This window comes from Sphingobacterium athyrii, assembly GCF_003071065.1.
GTDB classification, from domain to species: Bacteria; Bacteroidota; Bacteroidia; order Sphingobacteriales; family Sphingobacteriaceae; genus Sphingobacterium; species Sphingobacterium athyrii.
Genome location: NZ_QCXX01000001.1, coordinates 855,067 through 877,725, shown reverse-complemented (window position 1 = coordinate 877,725; position 22,659 = coordinate 855,067). Strand labels below are relative to the sequence as shown.

General features: G+C 39.4%; 18 protein-coding genes and 1 pseudogene. 17 read left to right on the top strand and 2 right to left on the bottom strand.

Annotated elements, in window-relative coordinates:
- Positions 1-14: 14 nt before the first annotated feature.
- The 9 genes from DCO56_RS04015 (at position 15) to DCO56_RS03975 (ending at position 12,164) form a co-directional block, all read left to right on the top strand.
- A complete protein-coding gene (locus DCO56_RS04015; RefSeq protein WP_181390442.1) occupies positions 15-194 on the top strand; it encodes a RagB/SusD family nutrient uptake outer membrane protein in 180 nt (59 codons plus the stop codon).
- A 68-nt stretch (positions 195-262) separates the two neighbouring features.
- Entirely contained in the window at positions 263-1,441 is a 1,179-nt protein-coding gene (locus DCO56_RS04010; RefSeq protein WP_108632427.1) for a purple acid phosphatase family protein, read from the top strand.
- 376 nt (positions 1,442-1,817) lie between these two features.
- On the top strand, positions 1,818-4,583 hold the full coding sequence (locus DCO56_RS04005; protein WP_108632426.1) for a TonB-dependent receptor: 2,766 nt from the start codon (positions 1,818-1,820) through the stop codon (positions 4,581-4,583).
- 18 nt (positions 4,584-4,601) lie between these two features.
- Positions 4,602-5,918, top strand: coding sequence for a DUF4876 domain-containing protein (locus DCO56_RS04000; protein WP_108632425.1), 1,317 nt, complete (start codon positions 4,602-4,604; stop codon positions 5,916-5,918).
- Between the two features lie 143 nt (positions 5,919-6,061).
- The gene (locus DCO56_RS03995; RefSeq protein ID WP_108632424.1) at positions 6,062-7,618 is read left to right on the top strand and encodes a DUF6850 family outer membrane beta-barrel protein; all 1,557 of its coding nucleotides are present in this window, start codon (positions 6,062-6,064) and stop codon (positions 7,616-7,618) included.
- Between the two features lie 65 nt (positions 7,619-7,683).
- Positions 7,684-8,814, top strand: a complete 1,131-nt coding sequence (locus DCO56_RS03990; RefSeq protein WP_108632423.1) for a cytochrome-c peroxidase — start codon at positions 7,684-7,686, stop codon at positions 8,812-8,814.
- 441 nt (positions 8,815-9,255) lie between these two features.
- Complete coding sequence (locus DCO56_RS03985; protein ID WP_108632422.1) at positions 9,256-10,497, top strand: quaternary amine ABC transporter ATP-binding protein; 1,242 nt, start codon at positions 9,256-9,258, stop codon at positions 10,495-10,497.
- A gap of 2 nt (positions 10,498-10,499) precedes the next feature.
- Positions 10,500-11,324, top strand: a complete 825-nt coding sequence (locus tag DCO56_RS03980; RefSeq protein ID WP_108632421.1) for an ABC transporter permease — start codon at positions 10,500-10,502, stop codon at positions 11,322-11,324.
- A 3-nt stretch (positions 11,325-11,327) separates the two neighbouring features.
- Positions 11,328-12,164 (top strand): glycine betaine ABC transporter substrate-binding protein, encoded by an 837-nt coding sequence (locus DCO56_RS03975; RefSeq protein WP_108632420.1) that lies wholly within the window; start codon positions 11,328-11,330, stop codon positions 12,162-12,164.
- Between the two features lie 95 nt (positions 12,165-12,259).
- On the opposite strand, the gene DCO56_RS03970 is transcribed toward DCO56_RS03975, so the two are convergent.
- Positions 12,260-12,577 carry an ABC transporter ATP-binding protein/permease gene (locus DCO56_RS03970; RefSeq protein ID WP_108632419.1) on the bottom strand — a complete coding sequence of 106 codons (318 nt, stop codon included), beginning with the start codon at positions 12,575-12,577 and terminating at the stop codon, positions 12,260-12,262.
- A 146-nt stretch (positions 12,578-12,723) separates the two neighbouring features.
- On the opposite strand from DCO56_RS03970, the gene DCO56_RS03965 reads away from it, so the two are divergent.
- From DCO56_RS03965 to DCO56_RS03935, 7 genes and pseudogenes are all read left to right on the top strand, one after another.
- Positions 12,724-13,704, top strand: coding sequence for a helix-turn-helix transcriptional regulator (locus DCO56_RS03965; protein ID WP_108632418.1), 981 nt, complete (start codon positions 12,724-12,726; stop codon positions 13,702-13,704).
- A 55-nt stretch (positions 13,705-13,759) separates the two neighbouring features.
- Positions 13,760-14,014 (top strand): annotated as a pseudogene (locus tag DCO56_RS29835) (SIP domain-containing protein); the annotation flags it as partial.
- 246 nt (positions 14,015-14,260) lie between these two features.
- On the top strand, positions 14,261-14,977 hold the full coding sequence (locus tag DCO56_RS03955) for a response regulator transcription factor (RefSeq protein ID WP_108632933.1): 717 nt from the start codon (positions 14,261-14,263) through the stop codon (positions 14,975-14,977).
- Between the two features lie 28 nt (positions 14,978-15,005).
- Entirely contained in the window at positions 15,006-16,364 is a 1,359-nt protein-coding gene (locus DCO56_RS03950; protein WP_108632416.1) for a HAMP domain-containing sensor histidine kinase, read from the top strand.
- A 130-nt stretch (positions 16,365-16,494) separates the two neighbouring features.
- Positions 16,495-17,013 (top strand): hypothetical protein, encoded by a 519-nt coding sequence (locus DCO56_RS03945; RefSeq protein ID WP_108632415.1) that lies wholly within the window; start codon positions 16,495-16,497, stop codon positions 17,011-17,013.
- Positions 17,000-17,500, top strand: a complete 501-nt coding sequence (locus tag DCO56_RS03940; RefSeq protein WP_108632414.1) for a hypothetical protein — start codon at positions 17,000-17,002, stop codon at positions 17,498-17,500. Before DCO56_RS03945 ends, DCO56_RS03940 begins: the two co-directional genes overlap by 14 nt.
- Positions 17,484-18,233 (top strand): YoaK family protein, encoded by a 750-nt coding sequence (locus tag DCO56_RS03935; RefSeq protein WP_108632413.1) that lies wholly within the window; start codon positions 17,484-17,486, stop codon positions 18,231-18,233. The genes DCO56_RS03940 and DCO56_RS03935 overlap by 17 nt, the downstream gene beginning before the upstream one ends.
- A gap of 59 nt (positions 18,234-18,292) precedes the next feature.
- Here the strand turns inward: DCO56_RS03935 and DCO56_RS03930 are convergent, their stop codons facing one another.
- Positions 18,293-20,767 carry a Kelch repeat-containing protein gene (locus tag DCO56_RS03930; RefSeq protein ID WP_146190971.1) on the bottom strand — a complete coding sequence of 825 codons (2,475 nt, stop codon included), beginning with the start codon at positions 20,765-20,767 and terminating at the stop codon, positions 18,293-18,295.
- A gap of 393 nt (positions 20,768-21,160) precedes the next feature.
- On the opposite strand from DCO56_RS03930, the gene DCO56_RS03925 reads away from it, so the two are divergent.
- Positions 21,161-22,618 (top strand): glycoside hydrolase family 76 protein, encoded by a 1,458-nt coding sequence (locus DCO56_RS03925; RefSeq protein ID WP_219929299.1) that lies wholly within the window; start codon positions 21,161-21,163, stop codon positions 22,616-22,618.
- Positions 22,619-22,659: the final 41 nt, after the last annotated feature.

The window sequence follows — 22,659 nt, the reverse complement described above, 5'->3', positions numbered from 1 at the left end:
TATATCTCGCGAAGTTGATCAATCTGAAACTTGGATCAGAAATTTTGTTGGAAAATGGAAATAAAGGAAATGTGATCATCAATTCGCATATTAAAAAAGCATTCGATGAAACTAAAGACTATTTGTATCCGATACCAGTGCAAGAACTGCAGTTAAATAGAAACTTAAAGCAAAACCCCGGTTGGGGAAATTAAGAATTTTCGTATTTTAGGTCGCTCATCCATGATGAGTGACCTACGTTTTTAAACCTAATTTAAATCTTATGTATAAGTACCTCCAATGTATTGCAGTGATCCTCTCACTACAGTTTGTAACCTTGCACTGTAATGCACAGCAGGATGAAAAAATTAACTTGACACATTTGCCTTATATCCAAGGCTTGACCGATCATTCGGTATCCATTATATGGACGACGGATCGTCCAGCAACGGGTTGGGTAGAATTGGCGCCAGATGATTCGAGCCATTTTTATCATATTGAGCGACCTAAACATTATGCTGCAGCCTATGGTTTTAAAAAAGTCGGGACTGTTCACCAAGTAAATTTACACGGGTTAAAACCAGGGACAAAATACCGTTACCGAGTATACAGCCAAGAGGTAACTAAACATGTCGGGGTCAACGTGGAATACGGCAAAATTGTAGCAACCAATGTATATCGACAGGAACCGCTGATATTCAGGACGCTCGGACCGACTAAAGTAACCCGTTTCGCTGTGGTTAATGATATACATGGTCGTAACGATGTGTTGAATAAATTACTTGATCTCTCTGATCTTCCTAAGCAGGACTTTATTGTTTTTAATGGTGATATGGTCGATAATTTATTGAGTGAGCAACAGCTATTTGACGGTTTTATGGATACAGCAATCAAACGATTTGCAAGTGAGAAACCTATGTTCTATGCAAGAGGGAACCATGAAACTCGAGGGCCTTTCGCTACCACTTATCCACAATACTTCCCGACACCGACAGGAAAACTCTATTATCAATTTAAACACGGTGAAACGGCTTTTATCGTGTTGGACTGTGGGGAGGATAAACCCGATTCTGATATGGAATACAGTGGCATTGTAGAGATGGATAATTACCGTACAGAACAAGCTAAATGGTTAGAGGAAGCCGTGGAAAAGCCGGATTATAAAGATGCAAAATATAAGATAATCATATGTCATATGCCACCATTTGGCGGTTGGCATGGCGAACAGGAGATCCTGGATAAATTTGTTCCTATTCTAAATAGATCCGGTGCGCAAATAATGCTGTGTGGACATCTGCATAGGCATATTATTAAACAGGTGTCTGATAAGGTTAATTTTCCTATTATTGTGAATTCCAACAACAATTTGCTTAAAGTAGATTTAGCTGCTAAAGGGTCTTTTAAAATTATTGACCAACAGGGGAAACTTATTGATGAAGTAACTATAACACCCCTACACTAATTACCGTGCATTCGAGGTCTGTTCTTACTCCTAAGACAGACCTTTTTTTACCGATGAACCCCAGGTTTTAATGGTAATTTTTCCTAATTAACTGCTCTCGGATTGTTTTCATCGACGAAGCGCCCTTTATTAACCCAGCGTTTTTCCGTTTCTACCTTCCCTTAGATCATCCATTTACAAACTATTATCCAGTTATTGAGCTTATATCTGCTTTCATTTTTATGCGTTTTTCAATTACTTTAATGATTTATGTTGCGTTTTATAATTTAGATTTATTAAAAATAATTTGAATAAATGCTTTCAAATAGTATATATTTGCAGCTGTTTAGAACGATTTTAAACAAGCGTGTTTTGAAATGCGTTTTTGTTCGTGCTTATGAAAAAAGAATATTGGACTATTTTTGCCTCCCTTTGTCTTGTTTTGGATGTATATGGACAATCCGTATTAATTCAGGGGAAAGTTACTGATAATAGGAAGGCGTTATTGTCGGGAAGCACCGTAATGCTGAATCAACTGGATCTATCAAGTATCACCAATAATCGAGGTGAATATAGTCTAAAAATTCCAAACGAGCAGTTAGGGAAAACAATCACTTTATCGGTTTCTTATTTGGGGAAAAAGGGGATTGAGCGGACGATTTTATTGGACTCAGTAAAAAAAGTGGAGAATTTTGTCTTGCAGGATATGAGTCTCGCACTCGATGAGGTAGCTGTACAGGCAAAAAAGGGGGAACTAAGTAACTCCTCACTGGTATTTGACCGCGAAATGATCGAAAGATATCCTGCGCTGAGTGTAAATGACCTATTGAACCGCCTCCCTAACCGGAAAAATACTGCACCTTCCGTGCAAGATATGCAAATGTTGACACTGCGTGGAGCCTTTGAGGAAACTATTAGCGGCTCCCGGAATGCGGACGAGCTCAATAATGCTTTTGGGGTTGCTATCGTTATGGATGATATTACCCTTGGCAATAACGGGAATATGCAAGGACGTAACCCCGGTATATTTGGGATGTCGGGAGCAACCAATTCGATTAGACCTTCGGATTATGGACTGACGGGCCGACCAGGGACTACAAAGTCTTATTCAGGCGAGAATGTTTTTGGGGGTGTTGATCTGCGTCAGATCCCTGTAGAAAATATCGAACGTTTGGAGGTAATATCGGGGGTCGCACCGGTTCGTTATGGCGATTTATCAAACGGTGCTGTTATTATTGAAAGACAGGCAGGTAAAACACCGGCTTTTTTCCGGCTTCAGGTTCGAAGTAATGCCACCTCATACGGCTTATCCAAAGGTATGCGTTTGGGAAAGAAATTGGGGACAGTAAATGCTGATATAGGGTATGTTAAATCCTATGCGGACAACAGAGATAAGTTGAAACAATATGACCGTGTTAATGGGACATTGATCTGGACAAATTATTTTGGAGCTGAAAAAAGGTTAAAACAAACTCTTTCGGGATCTTATAATAAAGTGATTGACCGGGTGAATAAGGATCCGGATGATCCGCAGTCCAATGCCATTTCATTTGGTGGTTGGGGCTGGAATGCGGCTAGCCGCACGAGTTACAAATTGGATCAGGAATTTCTCAAAAACATCAATTTTAATGTAGGTATAAGCTCCAGCCAGCAGAATACCTACCGTGAACATTATTATAATGATGCTGTTGTGCTCTATACCGATTCTGTTCAGACAGGTATTGTGGAGGGACAATACGCGCCAGGTCAATATACTGCGCTCGATGCTGCAGACAATAGACCTTTAAATTTAAATGGTAGACTTGAAGCGAATGCTTTTGCAATCACCGGAAGTATTGTTCATAAAATAAATTTTGGAGCCAATTACAGTTATGATATCAATCGCGGTAAAGGGCGTATGGCTGACCCTTCGATACCCAAGAAGGATCTCGGCAGTAGGTCAGATCGATATTACGATTTCTCATTAATACATGCCTTGCAAAATTTTGGTTTCTATGCCGAGGACGCCGCACGTATGAAATTGTTTAATAAAGACCTGGCCATAAGGGCAGGTCTTCGCTGGGACATAATGAATGGTCATTCTTCTTTTTCTCCCAGAACGAATATCAATTATGCACTTTCCAAATCCACACAGATTGGCCTGGCTTATGGACTCTCTTTTAAATCTCCCGGATTGGCTCAGTTGTATCCCGGGCCGACATTTGATGAGATAATTTTGCTCAATGCTTATAACGGCAGAGAGGACGAGAGCACAGCTTTGATTTATTTGAGACGGTATGAAAAAGATAATAGCAATCTGAAAAGTAGTATGGGCCAAACCATAGAATCGTCCTTGTCCTGGACCAAACATGGTCATTATTTACGGACTAATCTTTTCTATAAAAAGAATGCACGTAGTATCAATACCGTTACGGCTCATGAAGTGAGGGAGCTACCTACATATTCGGCAATCCCGGTCCCCGGTGCTAAACCAGTTATCAGCGAGACCGGAATAAAGCGGTATCTGTTGTCTAATCAGTATTTTGACAATAGTAATAGTTCCTCCAACTTCGGCCTTGAGGTCATGTATTCAGCTCCGCGCATTCCCTCTCTTATGACAACTTTTTCGGCAACGGCTGCCTTTACGTTTGCCAATGCAAATTCCTCAGCATTAAATAGTTTAGAGTTTAATGCCGAACGAACAGCATTGGATGATATTGTAATTGGTTTTTTCCCCGCTAAGTCTACCAAAAATTATTTGAGCAGAGCGCAGTTCCGGAGCTCAACACATTTTCCGGCGCTACGATTGATAATCGAATTGAGTGCGGACTGTGAACTGTATAATTATAGCAAAACTGCTTATGGCGATATTATACCTGTAGGGTACTATACCCGCGACTACGAATATCATGTTATTGATCCATTTGATATAACAAATCCAAAACATCTCGAACTCTATGAAAAGAGAAAAGCCGATGCGGATCGTGTCAATGCCGATAATAATTATATGTATTGGAACTTTAATCTCAATATGGCCAAGGAGATAGGCAAGAATATCTATCTCTCTTTTAATGTATATAATTTCCTGGACTATCAACCGCGGTTTTACAGAGCTGGGGCGACAGGGGTGAAGGCTCCCAATTCGTCGCCGAACTATGGTGCCCAGATAACCTATAAATTTTAAACTCAAAAACTAAACAATATGAAAACACGTTATTTGATTCCTTTTCTATTATTACCTTTTATTTCCTGTAAAAAAGATAATACAAATGGTGTGCAGCCATTGGATATTAAATTAAATTTAAAATATGCATCCGCGGAACTAAATGGTAAGTTAGATCTGGGTAAGGTAGTTGTTAAAGTGACTAATCTGTCGACAAAAAACAGTATGACCTATTCGCCGACCCAAGGTGTGGTCAATCTGGTTTCCATTATGCCAGGTGAGTACGACATCGATGCTTCCATTACGATTCCCAAAGAACAGTATTTTAATGCAACGGGGCAAGCTACTTTTGAAGATGTCACATTTAATGCGTCGGTAAAAAAAGTGAACCTTACCAGCTCCTCAAGCTTGGATCTTGAATTAATTGCCGGCCTTTTGGGCAATTTTGTTATAAAACAGATCTATTATGCGGGGTCGGACAATAAAGAAGGGGCTATTTATAGAGATCAGTTTTTTGAAGTTTATAATAATACCGACCGAGTTTTATATGCTGATAGCCTTTATTTTGGGCGTCTGTGGGGGAGACAGCGGACAACAATTGATCCCGTTTACTATCAGGCCAATGGACAATTGGATTGGAGTAAATCATTGGGTATGATTGGCGCAGAAGCTGCTAATACAGACTATGTCTATTTAAGAGATCTGTTTATGATTCCCGGAAATGGAAAAAGTTATCCTGTAGAACCTGGTAAAAGTATTGTGATTGCGCAGAATGCTTTAAACCATAAAGTACCGTTTGTCGGAAATAACGGAAAAGAAGTCACAATTAAAAAACCGGAACTGACAGTTGATCTGAGCAACGCAAGCTTCGAAGTATATTATGGTGATATTCCTGGGAATAAACCATTCGCGTCTGATATCGACAATCCAAAGGTACCTAATGTGCAAATTTTGGATTATGTGGGCAACGATTGGATTTTAGATAATTTAGGACGGGATGCTTATGTGATATTTAAACATGCTGATCGCGCTGCAGTAGCAAACCTTCCTAGCTACCCTGAACCGTCCATAAATCCACCAAGTTCTACAGCAAAAAAGTACAGACAGTTGCCAATCAATTGGATTATGGATGCAGTAGATGTTCAACCGAATACGACAGATGCTAGGATTCCTAAAAAACTCCCTCCGGCTTTAGATGCAGGTTTTACATTCGTAACACTTGGTGGCTATTCATCGCAATCCGTGATGCGAAAAACCGACAAAACCACGAATGGTGTCCGAAAATTGAAGGATACCAATAATTCAACGGTGGATTTCGTTGTCATAAAAGCAAATCCATTCGGATTTGCGGATTAAATTGCACTAAACGATTTTATTTCATCTGCTTCCTGTCAAGCAAGCAGATGAAATTTGAAAAAATAGCTAATGAAACGCCCCGGACGATTTCTATTTGCAGGCTCAGTGTACCGTGAGCAGTTCATTAATAAATAATTCTTTAGATGAAAAGTATTGAATATATTGCTTCCGCTACCGTATATTTTTTAAGCTGTATCGCCGTGCAAGGACAAATAAAAAACAGTGCAACGGTGGATTCACTGGCGCCCACGTTTTACTGGTACCAGCCTTCATCTATTATGTCGCATGATATGGCTGTGCGAAATAGGGTGTGGATTTCTGAGGAAATGAAGAATAAGTCTTCCATATTAGGGATTCGACAGTCGATCGCCAAAGGAAGTTTCCAGCCCGCTCAAGGTGCCGATGGACTAAAACAGACCTATATTTATACCGAAGGAAAGACAAAATGGCGAAAGACTAATTTTTGGGGACGATTTTCCTACGACCATAGTTCAGAGGACAGTACTGCTTTGCGCCACCAATCGAGATGGAACGAAGACGCACCCGTTTATTTTGGCTCGTTTAAAAAAAACAAATACAATCGGGAAACATATAAACTGGATGCCGGAATGCAACATGCATTCCTAAATAATCGCTTGCCCATTACCCTGGGGATTGATTATAGATTAGGTTCTCATTATTCCAATAATGACCCAAGGGGAGATGTTAAAGACATGAATTTGCAGTTTGAACTGAGTGTCGGGCACAATCTACCAAAAATTTCTTATCATCTTTCGGGTATTTGGGGCTACGGTTCTGAACGCGTAAATGTAGGCTATAAAAATGAAAAATATACAAAAAATACCGAAGATCCATTGTATGTTAACTGGATAATGAATGGTTTCGGAAATGCGCGCGAAAAGATAAGCGAGATCAATTATGATGACGTCATCAATCGGACCGGAATTGGCGGGCACCTGCTGTTAAAACCGAATGGAGCAGATAGGATCTACCTAAACGGGCGCTATATTAATGAAAAACAGTCTTTCAGAAGAAATGATAATTCTAAACAGACTTATTCATTGTTAAATGACTATACAAAGGATATCAGTTCAGTGGATTTTTTATGGAGCCGTCAGATGCATAACCAAACAGCATTGAAACTAGCTTTAATTGGGCAGATTGAAGAGGGGAAAGACTTTAATTATACCTATTTATCCAATAATTATACCTATCAACAGAATCAGTTGCAAATAAAGGGGCTATTTGATTTTCGTCAGTTTCAGGCAGAAGGCGGTATTACAGTACGAAATCTTAGAAAAAAAGATGGAGTAACCAGTAACGCAATGGATATCGATCAGATCAAAGCGGCCCTCGGTCTGAATCACAGATTTCGCATAAATGAGCGATCAGATCTATTGGGATCTTTTTGTTTTTCAAAACAATGGTCCCCAGCAAATAAATTGAGTGTATCGGATTTAAATACAGGCAATTTTGCGAAGCAAATTCTTTATCAGGATTACCTCTATGAGACAGCCTCAAGCAGCACCTGGACAACATCATGGGTATGGATGGCACATCGGGGCAAAACAGACTGGAGTGTACAGTTTCAATTAGATTATCAGCATCGTGGTGATTTGACATCATTGAATTATGACGTGTCCGCCTTACCCGGTAAAGATTGGCTTTTAGGCAAATTGGGTGTTTCGTATATTTTCTAAGGAGATCTATACCGCTGTGAAGAAGCAGTAGGTATTTATTTAAAATATTTAAGGTTGTTTTAATTATGAAAAAACATTTTGCAGTATTGGTCAGTATTATCGGGCTGGTTGGCTTACTTTCCATGAAAGATCAACAAAAAGCATGGAATGAAGAAATTCAGTTGCTTTATCGAAGACCGATAAGCGAGTGGCCTAAACCGACGATTGATGCTGGGATAAGTTGGAAGGAATTTAGCTCATTGCCCAAAATTGATACAAGTTATTTCTCTTTGATGGAGAAGCCGGATGTCAAATTGGGAAAATATCTTTTCTTTGACCCAATTCTGTCCGGAAGCAATCAGATCTCCTGTAGCAGCTGTCACAATCCCCAAACATCATGGGCTGATAAATCGACAGTCCCTGTCGGCAACGACCATTTGGAAGGAACCCGAAACACACCATCACTTCTGAATGTGTATGCGCGAAAAGAACTGTTCTGGGATGGAAGAGCCAAATCGCTGGAAGAGCAGGCGTTGGGTCCTATCGAAGCGCATCATGAAATGGACATGGAACTGACCAAATTGATTCCAAAATTGAAAGCTATCCCGTCCTATAATAAACTGTTTCTAGCGGCCTTTGGAGAGGAAGATTATTCCATGCCAGAGGTTTTAAGGGCTTTAGGCGCTTTTCAACGGACGTTGACAAGCAGACGAAGTCGCTTTGACGAGTTTTTGGATGGTAATTATAAGGTGCTATCCGAGCAAGAAGTACGCGGACTACATCTCTTCAGGACAAAAGCGAGATGTATGAATTGTCACAATGGTCAGTTTTTTACGGATGATGCTTATCATAACATCGGATTGACTTATTATAAACGTAAATATCAGGACCTAGGGCGATATGAGGTTACCAAAGATCCCGCTGATATAGGACGTTTTAGGACACCATCGTTGCGGGATGTCATGAATACTGATCCATGGATGCACAATGGATTATTCTGGAATATGACAGGATTGTTGAATATGTATAACAGCGGGATGCAAATGAATTCGGCGAAACCAGAACAAAAGTCCAAAGATCCACTTTATCCAGTTACAGATCCTTTAATGCAACCTTTGAATCTCAGTAAAGAGGAAATAAAAGATATCGAAGCATTTTTACATGCTATCACAGCGACTTCCTATCGGATGCGCCGGCCTGAAAGCTTGCCGCGGTAGTGTCTACTAGCACCTATTTTTACTTTGTGTGGTGTTTTTTATAATATGCTTACAGTGAGTTGTCTATGTGGTTAAAAAGGTGTTTAATTTATTTTTCGTACCTTTGTGCTGTCAAAAGACAGAATGGCGTGAGTTTATTCCGCTAGGACTGGAGCCTTTTTGAGGCACAGTCGAAGTTGTTCGTTGTACTTGTTGAAGTATATTTTGGAGCTGTGTTTAGCATAGCTCATCTTTAAAAGATTAGTTTCTTTTTCATCGTTGCTCTTATCGAACCGAGAGTAAAGCGTCTTAGTTAATAAGTAGATTGAACTGAAGTTTAAAATTTCGATCAAACGAATTCAACTGTAGGGATATTTTATGTGAATGAAAACTACGTAGGTGTGCAGCCTTAGTGGTTTACTCATGCTCTTTTGTTTTATTTATGTTTAAAAAAAATAAAAAATGGATAAAACTAGGAAGGTAAAGGTAAAAGTTGAAGATTTAACCATTGTTTTTGGTAAACAAAAGAAACAGGCTTTGAAATTATTGGACGAAGGATTTTCGAAGAAAGAAATATTAGAAAAAACGGCATGTACCATAGGGATCAACAAAGCGAATTTCGAGATCCATGAAGGTGAGTTTTTTGTGATCATGGGGCTTTCGGGAAGCGGCAAATCGACCTTACTTCGTTGTTTAAACCGATTGAATGAGCCTACCTCAGGAAAGGTATTTGTCAATGACGAAGATATTACCGGGAAAAATAATAAAGAGCTTTTGGAGGTGCGCAGGACAGAAATGAGTATGGTCTTTCAAAAATTCGGCTTGCTGCCGCATCATACGGTGCTGAGTAATGCTGCATTTGGACTGGAAATAAGAGGGGAGGACAAAGAATCACGTGAAGCAAAAGCGCAAAAGGCTCTTGATATCGTTGGATTGAACGGCTTCGAACAGCAATTGCCAGCTCAACTTTCCGGCGGGATGCAGCAACGCGTGGGATTGGCCCGAGCCTTGGCCAATGATCCTGAGGTTTTACTGATGGATGAAGCATTTTCGGCACTGGATCCTCTGATCAAAGCCGAAATGCAGGATCAGCTGCTTGAACTACAGGATACGCTACAAAAAACAATTGTCTTTATTACCCATGATCTCGACGAAGCCATCAAATTAGGCGATCGTATCGTCATTATGAAGGACGGAGTAATTGAGCAGATTGGTACTGCTGAGGATATCCTGACGAACCCAGCAAGTGATTATGTGAAAGCTTTTGTCGAAAAAGTGGATCGGAAAGCAATTATTACTGCAGGCTCATTGATGTTTGAGAAACCGACTGTTGTGCGGTTCAAAAAAGATGGTCCCGAAGGTGCTCTGCGCAAAATGCGTGCTTCAGGTATAGATATATTACCTGTCGTGGACCTGCATGATCATTTTTTCGGATTTGTGCATATCAACGAAGTGATCCAGTCGGCCAAACGCAAAGAACCGACCGTTGAGGCCATCATTCACGCAAATGTTCCTACTGTATCAAAAGAAGTGACTGTGGAGGAAATGTTACCTCTGATATCAGAAGTGCGATCGCCCATTGCTGTGGTCAATGAACACAACCGTTTACTGGGAATCGTAACCCAGACTTCATTAATTATTGAGGCGACCAAATACAACGAAGAGGAAATCATAGAATTAAAAGAGCAAGCAAATAATCAATAGATATGAATAAAGTAATCGACATAGGACAATATATAGCCATCGCTGTCAATTGGTTGACAGACAATCTGAAACCATTTTTTGACCTGATCAAAAATACCGGAAATACGTCTATTCTTGGTCTTGAATGGTTATTGATCGCGACCCCGTTTTTCGTTATGATCGCACTTTTTACCGCATTGGCCTGGTGGAAATCCGGTAAAGGCGTTGCGCTGACCACATTCCTGGGATTGACATTGATCTATCTGATGGGATTTTGGACGGAAACAATGGAGACATTGGCTTTGGTGCTGGTCGCGACGGTGACAGCATTACTTATTTCTGTACCGCTGGGGATATGGGCGGCCAAAAATAAATTTGCAGCAAAGATCATCCGGCCTTTATTGGATTTAATGCAGACGATGCCTGCTTTTGTCTATCTGATACCAGCAGTACTGTTTTTTAGTATCGGAAAAGTACCCGGTGCCTTTGCTACGATCATTTTTGCCATGCCCCCAGCGGTTCGCTTGACCACGCTGGGTATTGATGGGGTACCGAAGGATATTGTTGAGGCTGCCCGTTCATTTGGAGCAACCAATCGGCAGATTTTATTTAAGGTCGAATTGCCTTTGGCAACTAAAACCATTCTTGCCGGGATCAATCAGACAATATTGCTATCGTTATCGATGGTGGTAATTGCGGGGATGATTGCTGCTGGCGGTTTGGGCGAAAGAGTTCTTGAGGGAATCAATAATCTTGACATAGGCCTTGGGTTTGAAAGTGGACTATCCGTGGTGATTCTAGCAATTATTTTAGACCGGATAACACAAGGTTTTGTAAATAAAAAATAAATAATGATGAAAATTAGGATACTAGTATGCTGTGTAATCGTGCTTTTGTTTTCGGCTTGTCATAGTGGCAAGAAAAATAATATCATCCATATCGGGATGGTTGACGGTTGGGCAGAGGGGGTTGCGATGACCTATATTGCCAAAGCGATCATGGAGGAGAAAGGGTATCATGTGGTTATACAGCGTGCTACCCCAGATATGATCTTGGCTTCGATGAATAATGGCGATACAGATCTTTATATGGATGTCTGGCTACCTTTGACACATGGCGCTAAGGTAGCGAAATTCCCAAATCTAAAGGAAATAGGTACCAGTTATGCTTCCGCACGCAATGGTCTTGTTGTGCCCGATTATGTTTCCATTGATGATATCGGTCAATTGAAAGAGCATGAAGCAGCATTCAATAATAGCATTATTGGGATCGAAAAAGGCGCAGGGATTACAGCGGCTGTAGATCAGGTTGTTAAAGATTATGAATTGAATTACAGACACATAAATTCATCCACAGTGGCGATGATTACTGAGCTGCAAAATGCTATTAAGGATCATAGGTGGATTGTCGTGGCGGGTTGGCAGCCCCATTGGATGTTTGGTAAGATGAAATTGAAATTTTTAAACGATCCTAAAAAGACATTGGGAAGTACAGAAGAGATTAAAATCTTTGCACGCAAAGACTTTGGCGAAGATCAACCGGAATTGGCAAATCTCTTTTCACACATCCACTTTGATGAGGGGACGATGGCGGATCTCTTGGTACAAATGGAAGGAAAAAGAGATAAAGCTGATGCGGCAAGAAATTGGCTGGCGGAGCACCGTTCTTTGCTAAAAATCCCTGAATAGTTCCTAAGTTTAACTGCTTTGTCTAACCCCATTCGATTTTTTCAAATGGGGTTAAATTTTGCTTCCCCCTTCTTTACTTCCCGGTAGATAGCTCACTAAAATACGTCAGAACTCGAAATATCGATGCCAGATGTCGTATTTTGCGTGTTTTTTAAATATATCCGTGCTAAATTAATTTGTTGCTTTTGTTCAACAGAAAGTGGGTAGCGTTCATCATGGACAAAAGTGTCCAGGCCTTTAGGAAATTCCCAGGCAAAGTCCAGTACCATCGCTTTCTCTGCCGCATAGATAACATCAAGCTTACTCGCCAGAGGATTACCGACTTTGATATTATTATAGATGCTATCCGGGATTAAGTGCATGTCGATGTCATCTGTTAACGACAGCTCAAGATTGATATTTTTCTTTTGCATACGCCAAATGGTATTAAATAATTAAGAATCATTCTAAATAAATTTGTAATTTAGTCAAAGATAATAGGAAAAGTACTATCGTCGGGTATGCAATGAGGAGTAAAAAGTCCGTGAAAAGGAATAGTTGAAACTTAAAGAAATATGGAATGGGATTAAGACTTTATGATATTGATTCGGCTAGTTTATTGTTGGAAAGAAACTATCCGCAGAGGTTCTTTTCAATCGATGCCGGTATTCAGGAATGCGTCACACAACTGGAAGCTCCATTTGGTGAAGGCTATTACAAAGAAATCTTTTTTGATGGAGTCCATATTGGCTTTGGTCATGCAAATCTGTATGAACGGATACTGTTTCGTTTTGAAAGTGACTTTGAGACGGTTGAGATGCATTTTGCATTGAAGGGGAGAAGCCGGGCTGCAGGGGAGATGTTAACTGCAGCCATAGATTTTGGAACTTACCAACACAATATTCTTTACGGCAATTCGCTCTGTGGTCAGATGCAATGGGAGTGTGAGGAATTCCAGATATGTGAGATAAATTTAGCTCCGGATTTTTTTAAGAAATTTTTACCCGATAATTCCATCTTATTTAATGACTTTAGAAATAGTATTGAAAAGGGAAAATCTGGCTTATTGACAGATATTAATAGAAGAATTACCCATGACATGCATGCTATTATTGATCGTATCATAAATTGTGAACGTAAGGGTATTTTTAAAAAAATATTTCTCGAAGCGAAGATCATGGAATTATTGCTGCTTCAGTTGGAGCAGTTAGCCGACAATAGCCTTTCGAACACGACGCTTAAAAAGTCTGATGTCGATAAAATCTATGCGGTCCGTGAATTTCTATTGAATAATATGGATTCAAATAACACACTTGTCAATCTGGCTCATCTGGTTGGGACAAATGAGTTTACATTAAAGAAGGGCTTTAAGGAGCTTTTTGGTACAACAGTTTTCGGTTTTTGGAATGATGCAAAAATGGAACATGCCAAAAAACTCATCCTAGACAAAAATATGACCATTGGTGAAGTCTCTGATGCCGTTGGGTATAAAAATCAGCGTCATTTTTCAGACGCTTTTAGACGAAAATTTGGATTTCCACCAAGTAAATTGAAAAATTAATGCGGATATTTTAATCGATCTCTGATGGGATACAGGATATACGGATCGGTTAGCTTATGTTGCTGCCGAATTTTCAACCGTTCGAGGAATACGAAACTATTTGCGTAAGGATCTTGGTTGGAAAAGGGAAGAACTTTACGTTTATTCCTTTTGGAAAATTGGTGTCGCAGAGGATAAATCCGCTAACAAACGTCGTAAGAAGAGCGAAGAAGTCAATTCACAAGTGAGCTTAGCAGAGCATAGCGCTAACCGTCATATAAATAGGAATGGGGGGCTATGTCTAACAACCAATAAACGATGCACTGATTAAGGTTAAAAAATGAACTATATCAGATAATTCCGTAAAATAAACTGCCGTATTACTAGTTATACAAATATAGTTTTTCAATTTTTATTCCTGTATATGATGCGCTGTTTGCGGAAACAATCACTTCTTTTGATATATCTAGCCCTGCTACCCTTTATCACGGCTAAGGGATTTGTGTCTATAGTATCAAAACAGTATTTTTATGGTTTGGATGCGGAGCGATAACAGGAAATATAGATTATGACGAATATGGAGGAGCAAAAAATTATTTTGGTTGAAGACGAGCAGGACGTTGCAGATTTAATCGTTCAGGGTTTGGGGGAAGAAGGTTATAGGGTGATTCATCTTGGACGCTCAGAAGGACTCGAACAATTATTGGCCAAACAAGATGTTGCTCTTGTTCTGTTGGATATTCTTTTGCCGGGCACGAATGGACTTGATATCTGCAAACAGATTCGGCAATGGGGGTATACCGATTTGCCAGTCATGATGTTAACAGCACTTGGGACACCCGAAAATGTGGTTCTCGGACTTGATAATGGCGCCGATGACTATCTTTCCAAGCCATTTAAACTCATCGAACTCAAGGCCAGAATACGTTCGTTGATCCGTAGACAGCAATCCATAGTTCAGGCAACACAACGCGAAGCACAACCTTCGAAAGATACATTTAATTATGGGTTTCTAACGATTGATGATTACAAAAAAGTTGCCTATTGCGAAGGTCAGGAGCTTAACTTGACAAGTACCGAATATCGGTTACTTCTACTATTCATTCAAAGCCCTAAGAAAGTATTTGAGCGTAGTGAGTTGCTGGATAAAATATGGGGAATTAATTTTGATATCGGATCAAATGTCGTTGATGTATATGTTAATTACCTACGAAAGAAAATCGAGAAGGTAACCAACAAAAAAGCGATCCATACGGTTATCGGAATGGGCTATGTGTTAAAAATCGAAGACTAAATTGGTTAAGAATGCAGAATAGGTTAAAATGAATAATTACAATAGGAAACTCATCTATCTAATAGCAATATTAGTTATATATGTCAGCTGTTTCGTTGGCTTTATCTTTTATTCGATTACAAACTTTGCTTTTACGGATTTCTATAAACGCCTGGATCTGCGGAGAAATATTGCGGCGGAAAAATTCCTCAATGGTAAATCTGCATCACAAACAGATCAGTGGAGTTTGGATTTTATAGAAAATCTAAATAATCAACATGAATTTTTTGTTGAATTTGATAAGAACGGGGAGATTTTAAGAAGTCAGGGCTTTCATTCAGCGTTATGGGATAAAATTAATAAGACCGGAACATCAAATTTCAAAGCTGGACATCAATTCTATTCGACAAAGTACTTCTCAAAAAACAATAAAAATTATATTATCGGTGCATCGGCTGAAAATTACTTTTATACACATCACTTGGCTTACCTGCGTAATTTGCTCATTATTAGTTTGATTTTGGGTATTCTCTTTATCTCGTTGGTTTCAGTATTCATGAAACGTTCATTTTTGAAGCCTATCCTCACAATGATGAAAGAAGTCCAGCAGATTGGTTCTGAGAATCTCGATAAACGGCTTGACGAAGAGAAATATAAGGGTGAGCTTCATGATCTGGCATTTACATTCAACAACATGTTGACGCGTTTGGAAACTTCATTTGAAACCCAGAAAAACTTTATCAGTAATGCTTCACATGAGTTGAATACACCGCTGACCTCAATAATCGGACAAGCTGATCTGGCGCTCTCGAAAGAAAGAACAGTTGACGAATATCAACGTACATTGGGTAAAATTATTGAATCAGCTGAACATTTAGAAAAAAAGACCAAAGCACTTTTGTTGTTAGCCCGTACAGGTTTTGTAAGCAATTCAACAACGTTCAATCCTGTTCGTATAGACCAGATTGTTATGGATGCCGAGTTGACGGTTAAAGCCATCAACGATAAATTTAAAATTACGACTGATTTTAGTCTGTTACCTGATGATAGTATGCGGCTTAAAGTCAATGGAAATGCAATTTTACTCCAACTGGCATTATCCAATATCATTAGCAATGCCTGTAAATATTCCTCTAATAGGACAGCTTATATCGCTCTGGGGGCGTTGGATAATAAAGTGTTTATTCTGATAAAAGATAAGGGAATCGGGATTCCTTCAAAAGAATTAGAATATATTTATGATCCCTATTTTAGGGCTTCCAATACGAGTGGAATCGATGGATACGGTATCGGCCTTCCATTGGCGAGAAATATAATCAAACTACACGGTGGAACATTGAAGGTTAATTCTGTGGTTGGTGAGGGTACAACCGTAGAGATTGAACTGCCAACATACATTAGGTTTTAATCTCATTTTAATTCGTGCTGTATTTTTAATCTCATTTTAATAAATCTGTTAAAATTCTAATGGAAAGCTAATTCTAGCTTCATGCCATTGCCATGCGCGCCAATTAACTTTGTTAAAAAAATAATTGGGTATGGCAAAAACAACGCGTGTATTGATTCCAAGTGATTTTACAATTGATTCTCTTTTTTTTGTAATCCATAGTATCGAGCAGTCTCAGGCCGAACAGCTGGATATTATTTTGGTTTACGGAAATAAGAGCAGCACTTCAATCAGTGAGTTATTAGGAATCACACTGGAGGACCGGCTCAATGATCTTCAATCTGAAGACTTTTTAAAGGCTTGTCAGATGATTTGCCATCGATATGAAAACCGCAAACTGAATATTTACGCAGATATTATCGGTACAGACAATCCCAATTATTTACATCATTATCTGACTGGAGCGCGAATTGACGAGGTCAAGATTCCTACGGATTATCAATTTGAAAAAAGAACGAGACATTTCTTTGATGTTGGACAGGCATTGCTGCATTTGAACAAGACTAAGCGTAAGCATGTGAATATTGTCGAAAAGCCGGCAACGAACAAAACGGGAAGGAGTGTCTTGGCGGATTTATTTTTTAATAAAAAATGGGATGTTAATTACTAAAAGAAAAATACTGGCGAGATTCAACTTTGTTTTTTTGGCACTGTTGCTTTTCGGGGCGTCGTCAATGGTTATGCTTTATGAAAACCCCGAGAGGCTTTTGGAAGGAGAGTGGGAAGAACAGGGGTGGTACTTTGAAAAGGTAGAAAAATCACCAACTTTCAAAAAACAGGCGATTATCCACGAAGAAATTAAGGATGCTGCGATTGCACATCTGCCGCCACTACAGGATGGCCTTTGGCACTTTGAAAGGATGGGTGAGAAGAATTTTGTTGCCCACCACAAGGATAAACAATATAACTGGTTTCTAAAAGGAAGGGGACATATCCTTGAGCTGCGTAAAAATAATGAGCTTGTAGAAAGCTTTATTATTCAGAAACTGAATAAAAACCAGCTCGTCTTACATCTCAACCTGGATATGCAAACTAAAGGAATAGCACGTATCGTGCTGAAAAAAGAAGGAAAGGAAAAATATGCTAAGGAAATATAGCAACCATCGGACGATTCAAGACAATATTAAGCTGGGCGGACTAACGGCATTTTCAGCCGGCATGGTCAATGTTGCTTCTGTTATTGTATTTTTTTCCTTTACATCTAATGTAACAGGATATTATGCCGTTTTTGCACAGGAGATAGCGAAAGGAAACTGGTATCAGGGCGCTGTTGTTTTGTTTTGGATCTTGTTGTTTTTAATTGGAAGCATGTTTTCCAATTTGATTATCATCCATGGAAAGGGAAAGTTCAGCGCATACCTGACGCATTCGATACCATTGGTGCTGGAGATATTAAGTATATTATTTGTCGGGATATACCTCGATCTTTTTTATGAAGATTCGCTAAAGGAAACCGAAATATTGGTCGGAGCCTTATTGTTTGCAATGGGCCTGCAAAATGGACTGACGGCGAGTATATCCAATTCTGTTGTGAAAACAACCCATTTGACGGGATTAACAACAGATTTGGCGATATTGATATCCATGTTCACCAAAGAAGCCAATAGAAGCAATAAAGATTTGGTGGATAAGTTTCATTTGTTGCTGACCATTGTCACAAGTTATGTAATAGGGGGACTACTCAGCGGAATTTCCTTTAATTACCTGTCCAATAAAACATTTTATGTCGTTTGTTTCGTATTGCTGATTATAGGTTTGTATGATCATTATAAACTATATCTGCTCAAAAAGCAATTCGTAAAACGTCATCGCGAGGTATTGGTCTCCTAAATTGTTTGGTGGTTTATATAAATAAGGCCAATCATACCTCGCCGTATGATTGGCCTTATTTATATAATCTTATCCAAGTGGTGCGGAAAGTCCTCATTCATCAGCTGTCTATAATTGAGGCAGAATTGCTGAAATTTAATACGGGCATCATGCTGTTGATTTAAAGCAAACATCGCTCTTATTTCAGAAAATAAAGCCTGTTCATTTAAGGGATCCAATAAGAAAATCGTATGTGCCAGCTCAATACTTTTTTTATACTGGTGTCCGAGATCCGCCTGCTGAAGTTCTGCCAGTAAAATGGGAAGTAAATTTTGTTCAACTTCAGTTTTTAGGGCATCAAATATAGGTTGATCCAATCCCTGTAAAAACTTACCTCTTTGAATGATCTGAATTAATCTACTTTCATTGATATTGGAAGGGTTTGCCATCAATTGGATACAATCGACATAATCACAATAGAATTCATCTGTTTCTTCAAGAATGAATCGGCCCTGCTTATGTACAAGTTCTATTCCTGTAAACTCGCTCAGCACTTTTCTTAAATGGTTGATCGTAACTCCGCGCGAGTTTTTTACCTTATCTTCTGATTTGTCAGGCCACATCAGCTGACTGAAATATTGCGAGCTGATTCCGGACCTATGGGACAAGATGAGGCAAAATGCCTGCTTTAGCTTTGTACTAAATAAATAGGAGATATCGCGTTTATTGCGATCAAAAGCACGAAACTCGCCAAATAGAAAAATTGAATTAGCGCGAATATATTCATCATTTTGTCGTAATTGATTTGTTACTGTTATTGGAACCGTACTAAGTGTTGGTTCCTCAGTTCTATGGATCATGCTTCTTTTCCTTCGGTTTCGTCGCCAGATAAAGTAAGCGCCAAGCCCACATGTGCCAAACAAGATCAACAATAAGAGCACCTTGTGGTTTGAACGGTATGTGGGGAAGCTATTTAATTCAGCGAGGGTTATTGGCGTCATATTTAACGAATAAACCTTTAGCGTAGATTGTATGTCATCTTTTGATTCTTGAACCAATATCAAAAGCCGTCCCAATTGCTTATCAAAATAAAGTTGGGCATGCGTACTTATTTTATCTGAATAGATTGGGACAGAGTCTCCTAATATGTCAAAACTTCCATCTTGAACAGCAAAGCGGTAAAGTTGGATATTGGATTTAGTCAGATACTCCGGATAGCATAAGGCATAAAAGTGAGCACTATCAGGGAAGACCAGACCACGGGCAGGTACAATATGTTTGTCTTTCCAAACGATATCCCATTTTTTTGTGATTTTTTTGCTGTCCAGATTAATCTGATAGAAATCATAAAGATATTTTCGTCCGACAATGTGTTCACCGGATTCATTTCCCATACCACCGAATATATAAGCTGTCCGATCCTTAGGTCCTTGTCCAGCCGTCAGAAAATAGCGTGGGAAAATTTTATCGCCTGACCATCCATCTACGGTTTGCCATTTACCGGAGTCTAGGGAATAACGTCTAAATTCGCCACTATAAGCCATATTTCCGTAACCACCAAAAATATAGAACTGCCGATGTCTTTCATCATAGAAAGAACCATGATGGTTTAGCTCTTTTTTCATCAGGTCGTCGCTCTCAACTTTCCATTCGAAATTTTCAAGATCGAGACTGGCGACAGTGGGACCTAAGTAAGGTTGCGTATAAAAAAGCTCATAGACATATAGTTTATTTGTCGTCGAGTCTATAAAATTGTTTCCTAAAACCAGTTTGACAGGGCAGGGGTTAGGAAAAGCGAGTTTCCTTGTCTGATTGTTCTTTACATTGAATATGGTAATGGAATCCTGATTAAAATAATAAATCTCTTTTGTGCGCTCGTTGTAACTAGAACCGGCCTGTGATGGGGAATTGCCAGTAAAAATATTTTTCCATTTGTAAGAATCCACAATCAGCCAGGTTGGATTGGAGACACGCCCATAAGCCGTACCGTTTTCATCGTGGACAATATGCCCCGAATTTTCTTTTAGCGGGAAGGAATAATTATTTTTTTTATTTCCAATACGTACATTTTTGATGGACATCATTGGTACATCGATCAGGTAATCACTTTTTCCAAAAATAACCTGGGGGCTATATTGCTGCGGTAGTTTCACCTTTGGAGACTGAAAAGTCTGATCTTGTATTTTGAGTTCAAATAGTTGATCTTGAAGGTTGAAAGTCAATTGGATATCAATCCACTCTTCTCTAAATAGTCGCTGTTGGCTTATTTTTGCAATGATCAGGCTACTTTTGCCTTCTTCATTCAGACGGAAGATACAATTTCCGGCCTCCTCATCATAAAATAGATTGTAAACCGTGTTATTGTTTTTATTCTTGACACGGAAGATATTGCCTAATGAGTTTGATGAATAAATGGATAGTTGGAATGTTAGGGTAAACTGCTTTTCAAAAGAAATATCCTTTTTGTCGAATAATTCATAGGAGGTTCGCTTATCTATAGGTTCATGTCCGGCTCTAAACTTGAGCCCCTGAGATCGGGAAAGTATCGGAATCAAAAGTAAAAAAACAATATATAATATACAGCGTCGCATAGCGCAATCAAAAAAACTTAAACCAATAGTTGTCGACAATGAGCTGTTCAATATAAAGATTGTTCCTTGTCGGCTTTTTATGAAATCGTAACGGTTAGGATATCCCTTATCAATATCTTACAGGATTAAAAGTATGCAAAAAAATGCGCGCAATAAAATAAAAGCTACGTTACAATCACGACAGGCATTTGTGTCTCCTATTAAGCTATAAAAAAATAGTCGCTGGGTTATTGTTTTATTTTTGCGTTTTAACCCGATTTTAACCCAAAAATTAATCATTCGACATTACCTTGCGTTAGAATTCCTGCAGGTATTTCCAGTGGGAACTCGAACTAATTATAAATCGAAATCTTACTTATGAAAGTCTTTAAAAAGCTGCAATTAATTGTTGTTGCTTGCGTATCAATGATGATTGTTCGGCACGCGCACGGTGAAACACGAACCTCCTTTTCTGTTATCAATATCAATAACTTTCAGTCTGTTCAAGAGCAAAACTTGGTCCGTGCGATGGAACTCGTTGATCGGTCCATGGAAGTTTATTTCTCAGCCGACAGGCAAGCCATGTATCGTTTTTATAACCCGGATACAAAGGTGCGTCCCGAAGAAAAGGCAAGCGTATGGATGTATTCCGCTTCAATAGAAGCTGTCAATGCGATATTGAGTGGTCTCAGACTGCAAAAAGAAAAGGGGAATCATGGCCTATTTGATAAACATTATAAGCGCTATGTTGACCTGTTGGCCCAGCTCCATGAAAATGCTGCTTATTATTTGGGGAAATTCAACCTGATTTCTTTTACACAAACTAAGGACTGGACAGTATATGCGGTGGACCGTGCGCGCGAAAAAGGCGAAGCTAACGCAACAGGTATTCTGAATGTTTATGACGATCAAATGTGGATGATACGCGAGTTGATAGAAGCCTATCACCTGACCGGTAAAGATACCTATTTGAAAGAAGCAGAATATCTAACAGCTTACGTCCTGGATGGATGGGACTGTACCCGCAATGATCAAGGGAATGAGAACGGTGGAATCCCGTGGGGCCCCGGATATGTGACCAAACATGCCTGTAGCAATGCCCCAATGGTTAGCCCTTTGGTCTGGCTGCATGAAATCTATAAGAAAAAGAAGGACCAGATAACATACAATTATATTGATGCCAAGGATAAACAATCCCGCCGTTCTAAAATGATCCGAAAAAGTGATTTTTATTTGGATTTTGCTAAAAGGATTTATGCTTGGCAAAAAGATCACTTATTGAATAATAAAGGTGTCTATGACGATATGATGGGCGACTGTTATCCAGATTGTAGCATTGCCTACGAAATTGTTGATGGCGTAAAATACCGCAAAAATACCCAATTAAGGAAAGCCGTCGGAACCTCTTTTTCCTACAACAGTGGAACAATGATTTCTGGAGCTGCTGATCTGTACCGCGCGACCCGATCTAAGATCTATTTGGAAGAAGGAAAGGAACTCGCGAATGCCAGTTTCCGGTACTTTGCCAGGCCTGATTCACAGGTTTCGGCGCATTATACCTATGCTTCGGACGGGTTTAACAACTGGTTTAATGGTGTATTACTTCGGGGGTTTCTTCAGATTTCTCCAGTCTTTGAAAAAGCGGGAAGTTACATGGACACCTTTCAGCAGAATTTGGACTACGGGTATAGCCATTTTTTGCGCTCCGGTTTATTACCACAGGACCTTCTTGGAGGATGGCATGCGGACAAAGACAAAAATAACCTGGAAGGGATGTTCATGTTCGCTTATGCGGCACAGTATGCGATGCTATCGCAATATGAGGCCGGCGGATAGTGCGATGAACAAAAGATCGGCATAAACAATTGTGAATAAGA

Excerpts from the sequence above, each read along its gene's own strand:
- DCO56_RS04010 (WP_108632427.1), top strand. The coding sequence starts at position 263 with ATGTATAAGTACCTCCAATGTATTGCAGTGATCCTCTCACTACAGTTT.
- DCO56_RS03925 (WP_219929299.1), top strand. The coding sequence starts at position 21,161 with ATGAAAGTCTTTAAAAAGCTGCAATTAATTGTTGTTGCTTGCGTATCA.
- DCO56_RS04005 (WP_108632426.1), top strand. The coding sequence starts at position 1,818 with ATGAAAAAAGAATATTGGACTATTTTTGCCTCCCTTTGTCTTGTTTTG.
- DCO56_RS03965 (WP_108632418.1), top strand. The coding sequence starts at position 12,724 with ATGGGATTAAGACTTTATGATATTGATTCGGCTAGTTTATTGTTGGAA.
- DCO56_RS03975 (WP_108632420.1), top strand. The coding sequence starts at position 11,328 with ATGATGAAAATTAGGATACTAGTATGCTGTGTAATCGTGCTTTTGTTT.
- DCO56_RS03955 (WP_108632933.1), top strand. The coding sequence starts at position 14,261 with ATGGAGGAGCAAAAAATTATTTTGGTTGAAGACGAGCAGGACGTTGCA.
- DCO56_RS04000 (WP_108632425.1), top strand. The coding sequence starts at position 4,602 with ATGAAAACACGTTATTTGATTCCTTTTCTATTATTACCTTTTATTTCC.
- DCO56_RS03945 (WP_108632415.1), top strand. The coding sequence starts at position 16,495 with ATGGCAAAAACAACGCGTGTATTGATTCCAAGTGATTTTACAATTGAT.
- DCO56_RS03995 (WP_108632424.1), top strand. The coding sequence starts at position 6,062 with ATGAAAAGTATTGAATATATTGCTTCCGCTACCGTATATTTTTTAAGC.
- DCO56_RS03940 (WP_108632414.1), top strand. The coding sequence starts at position 17,000 with ATGTTAATTACTAAAAGAAAAATACTGGCGAGATTCAACTTTGTTTTT.
- DCO56_RS03990 (WP_108632423.1), top strand. The coding sequence starts at position 7,684 with ATGAAAAAACATTTTGCAGTATTGGTCAGTATTATCGGGCTGGTTGGC.
- DCO56_RS03950 (WP_108632416.1), top strand. The coding sequence starts at position 15,006 with ATGAATAATTACAATAGGAAACTCATCTATCTAATAGCAATATTAGTT.
- DCO56_RS03935 (WP_108632413.1), top strand. The coding sequence starts at position 17,484 with ATGCTAAGGAAATATAGCAACCATCGGACGATTCAAGACAATATTAAG.
- DCO56_RS03970 (WP_108632419.1), bottom strand. The coding sequence starts at position 12,577 with ATGCAAAAGAAAAATATCAATCTTGAGCTGTCGTTAACAGATGACATC.
- DCO56_RS03980 (WP_108632421.1), top strand. The coding sequence starts at position 10,500 with ATGAATAAAGTAATCGACATAGGACAATATATAGCCATCGCTGTCAAT.
- DCO56_RS03985 (WP_108632422.1), top strand. The coding sequence starts at position 9,256 with ATGGATAAAACTAGGAAGGTAAAGGTAAAAGTTGAAGATTTAACCATT.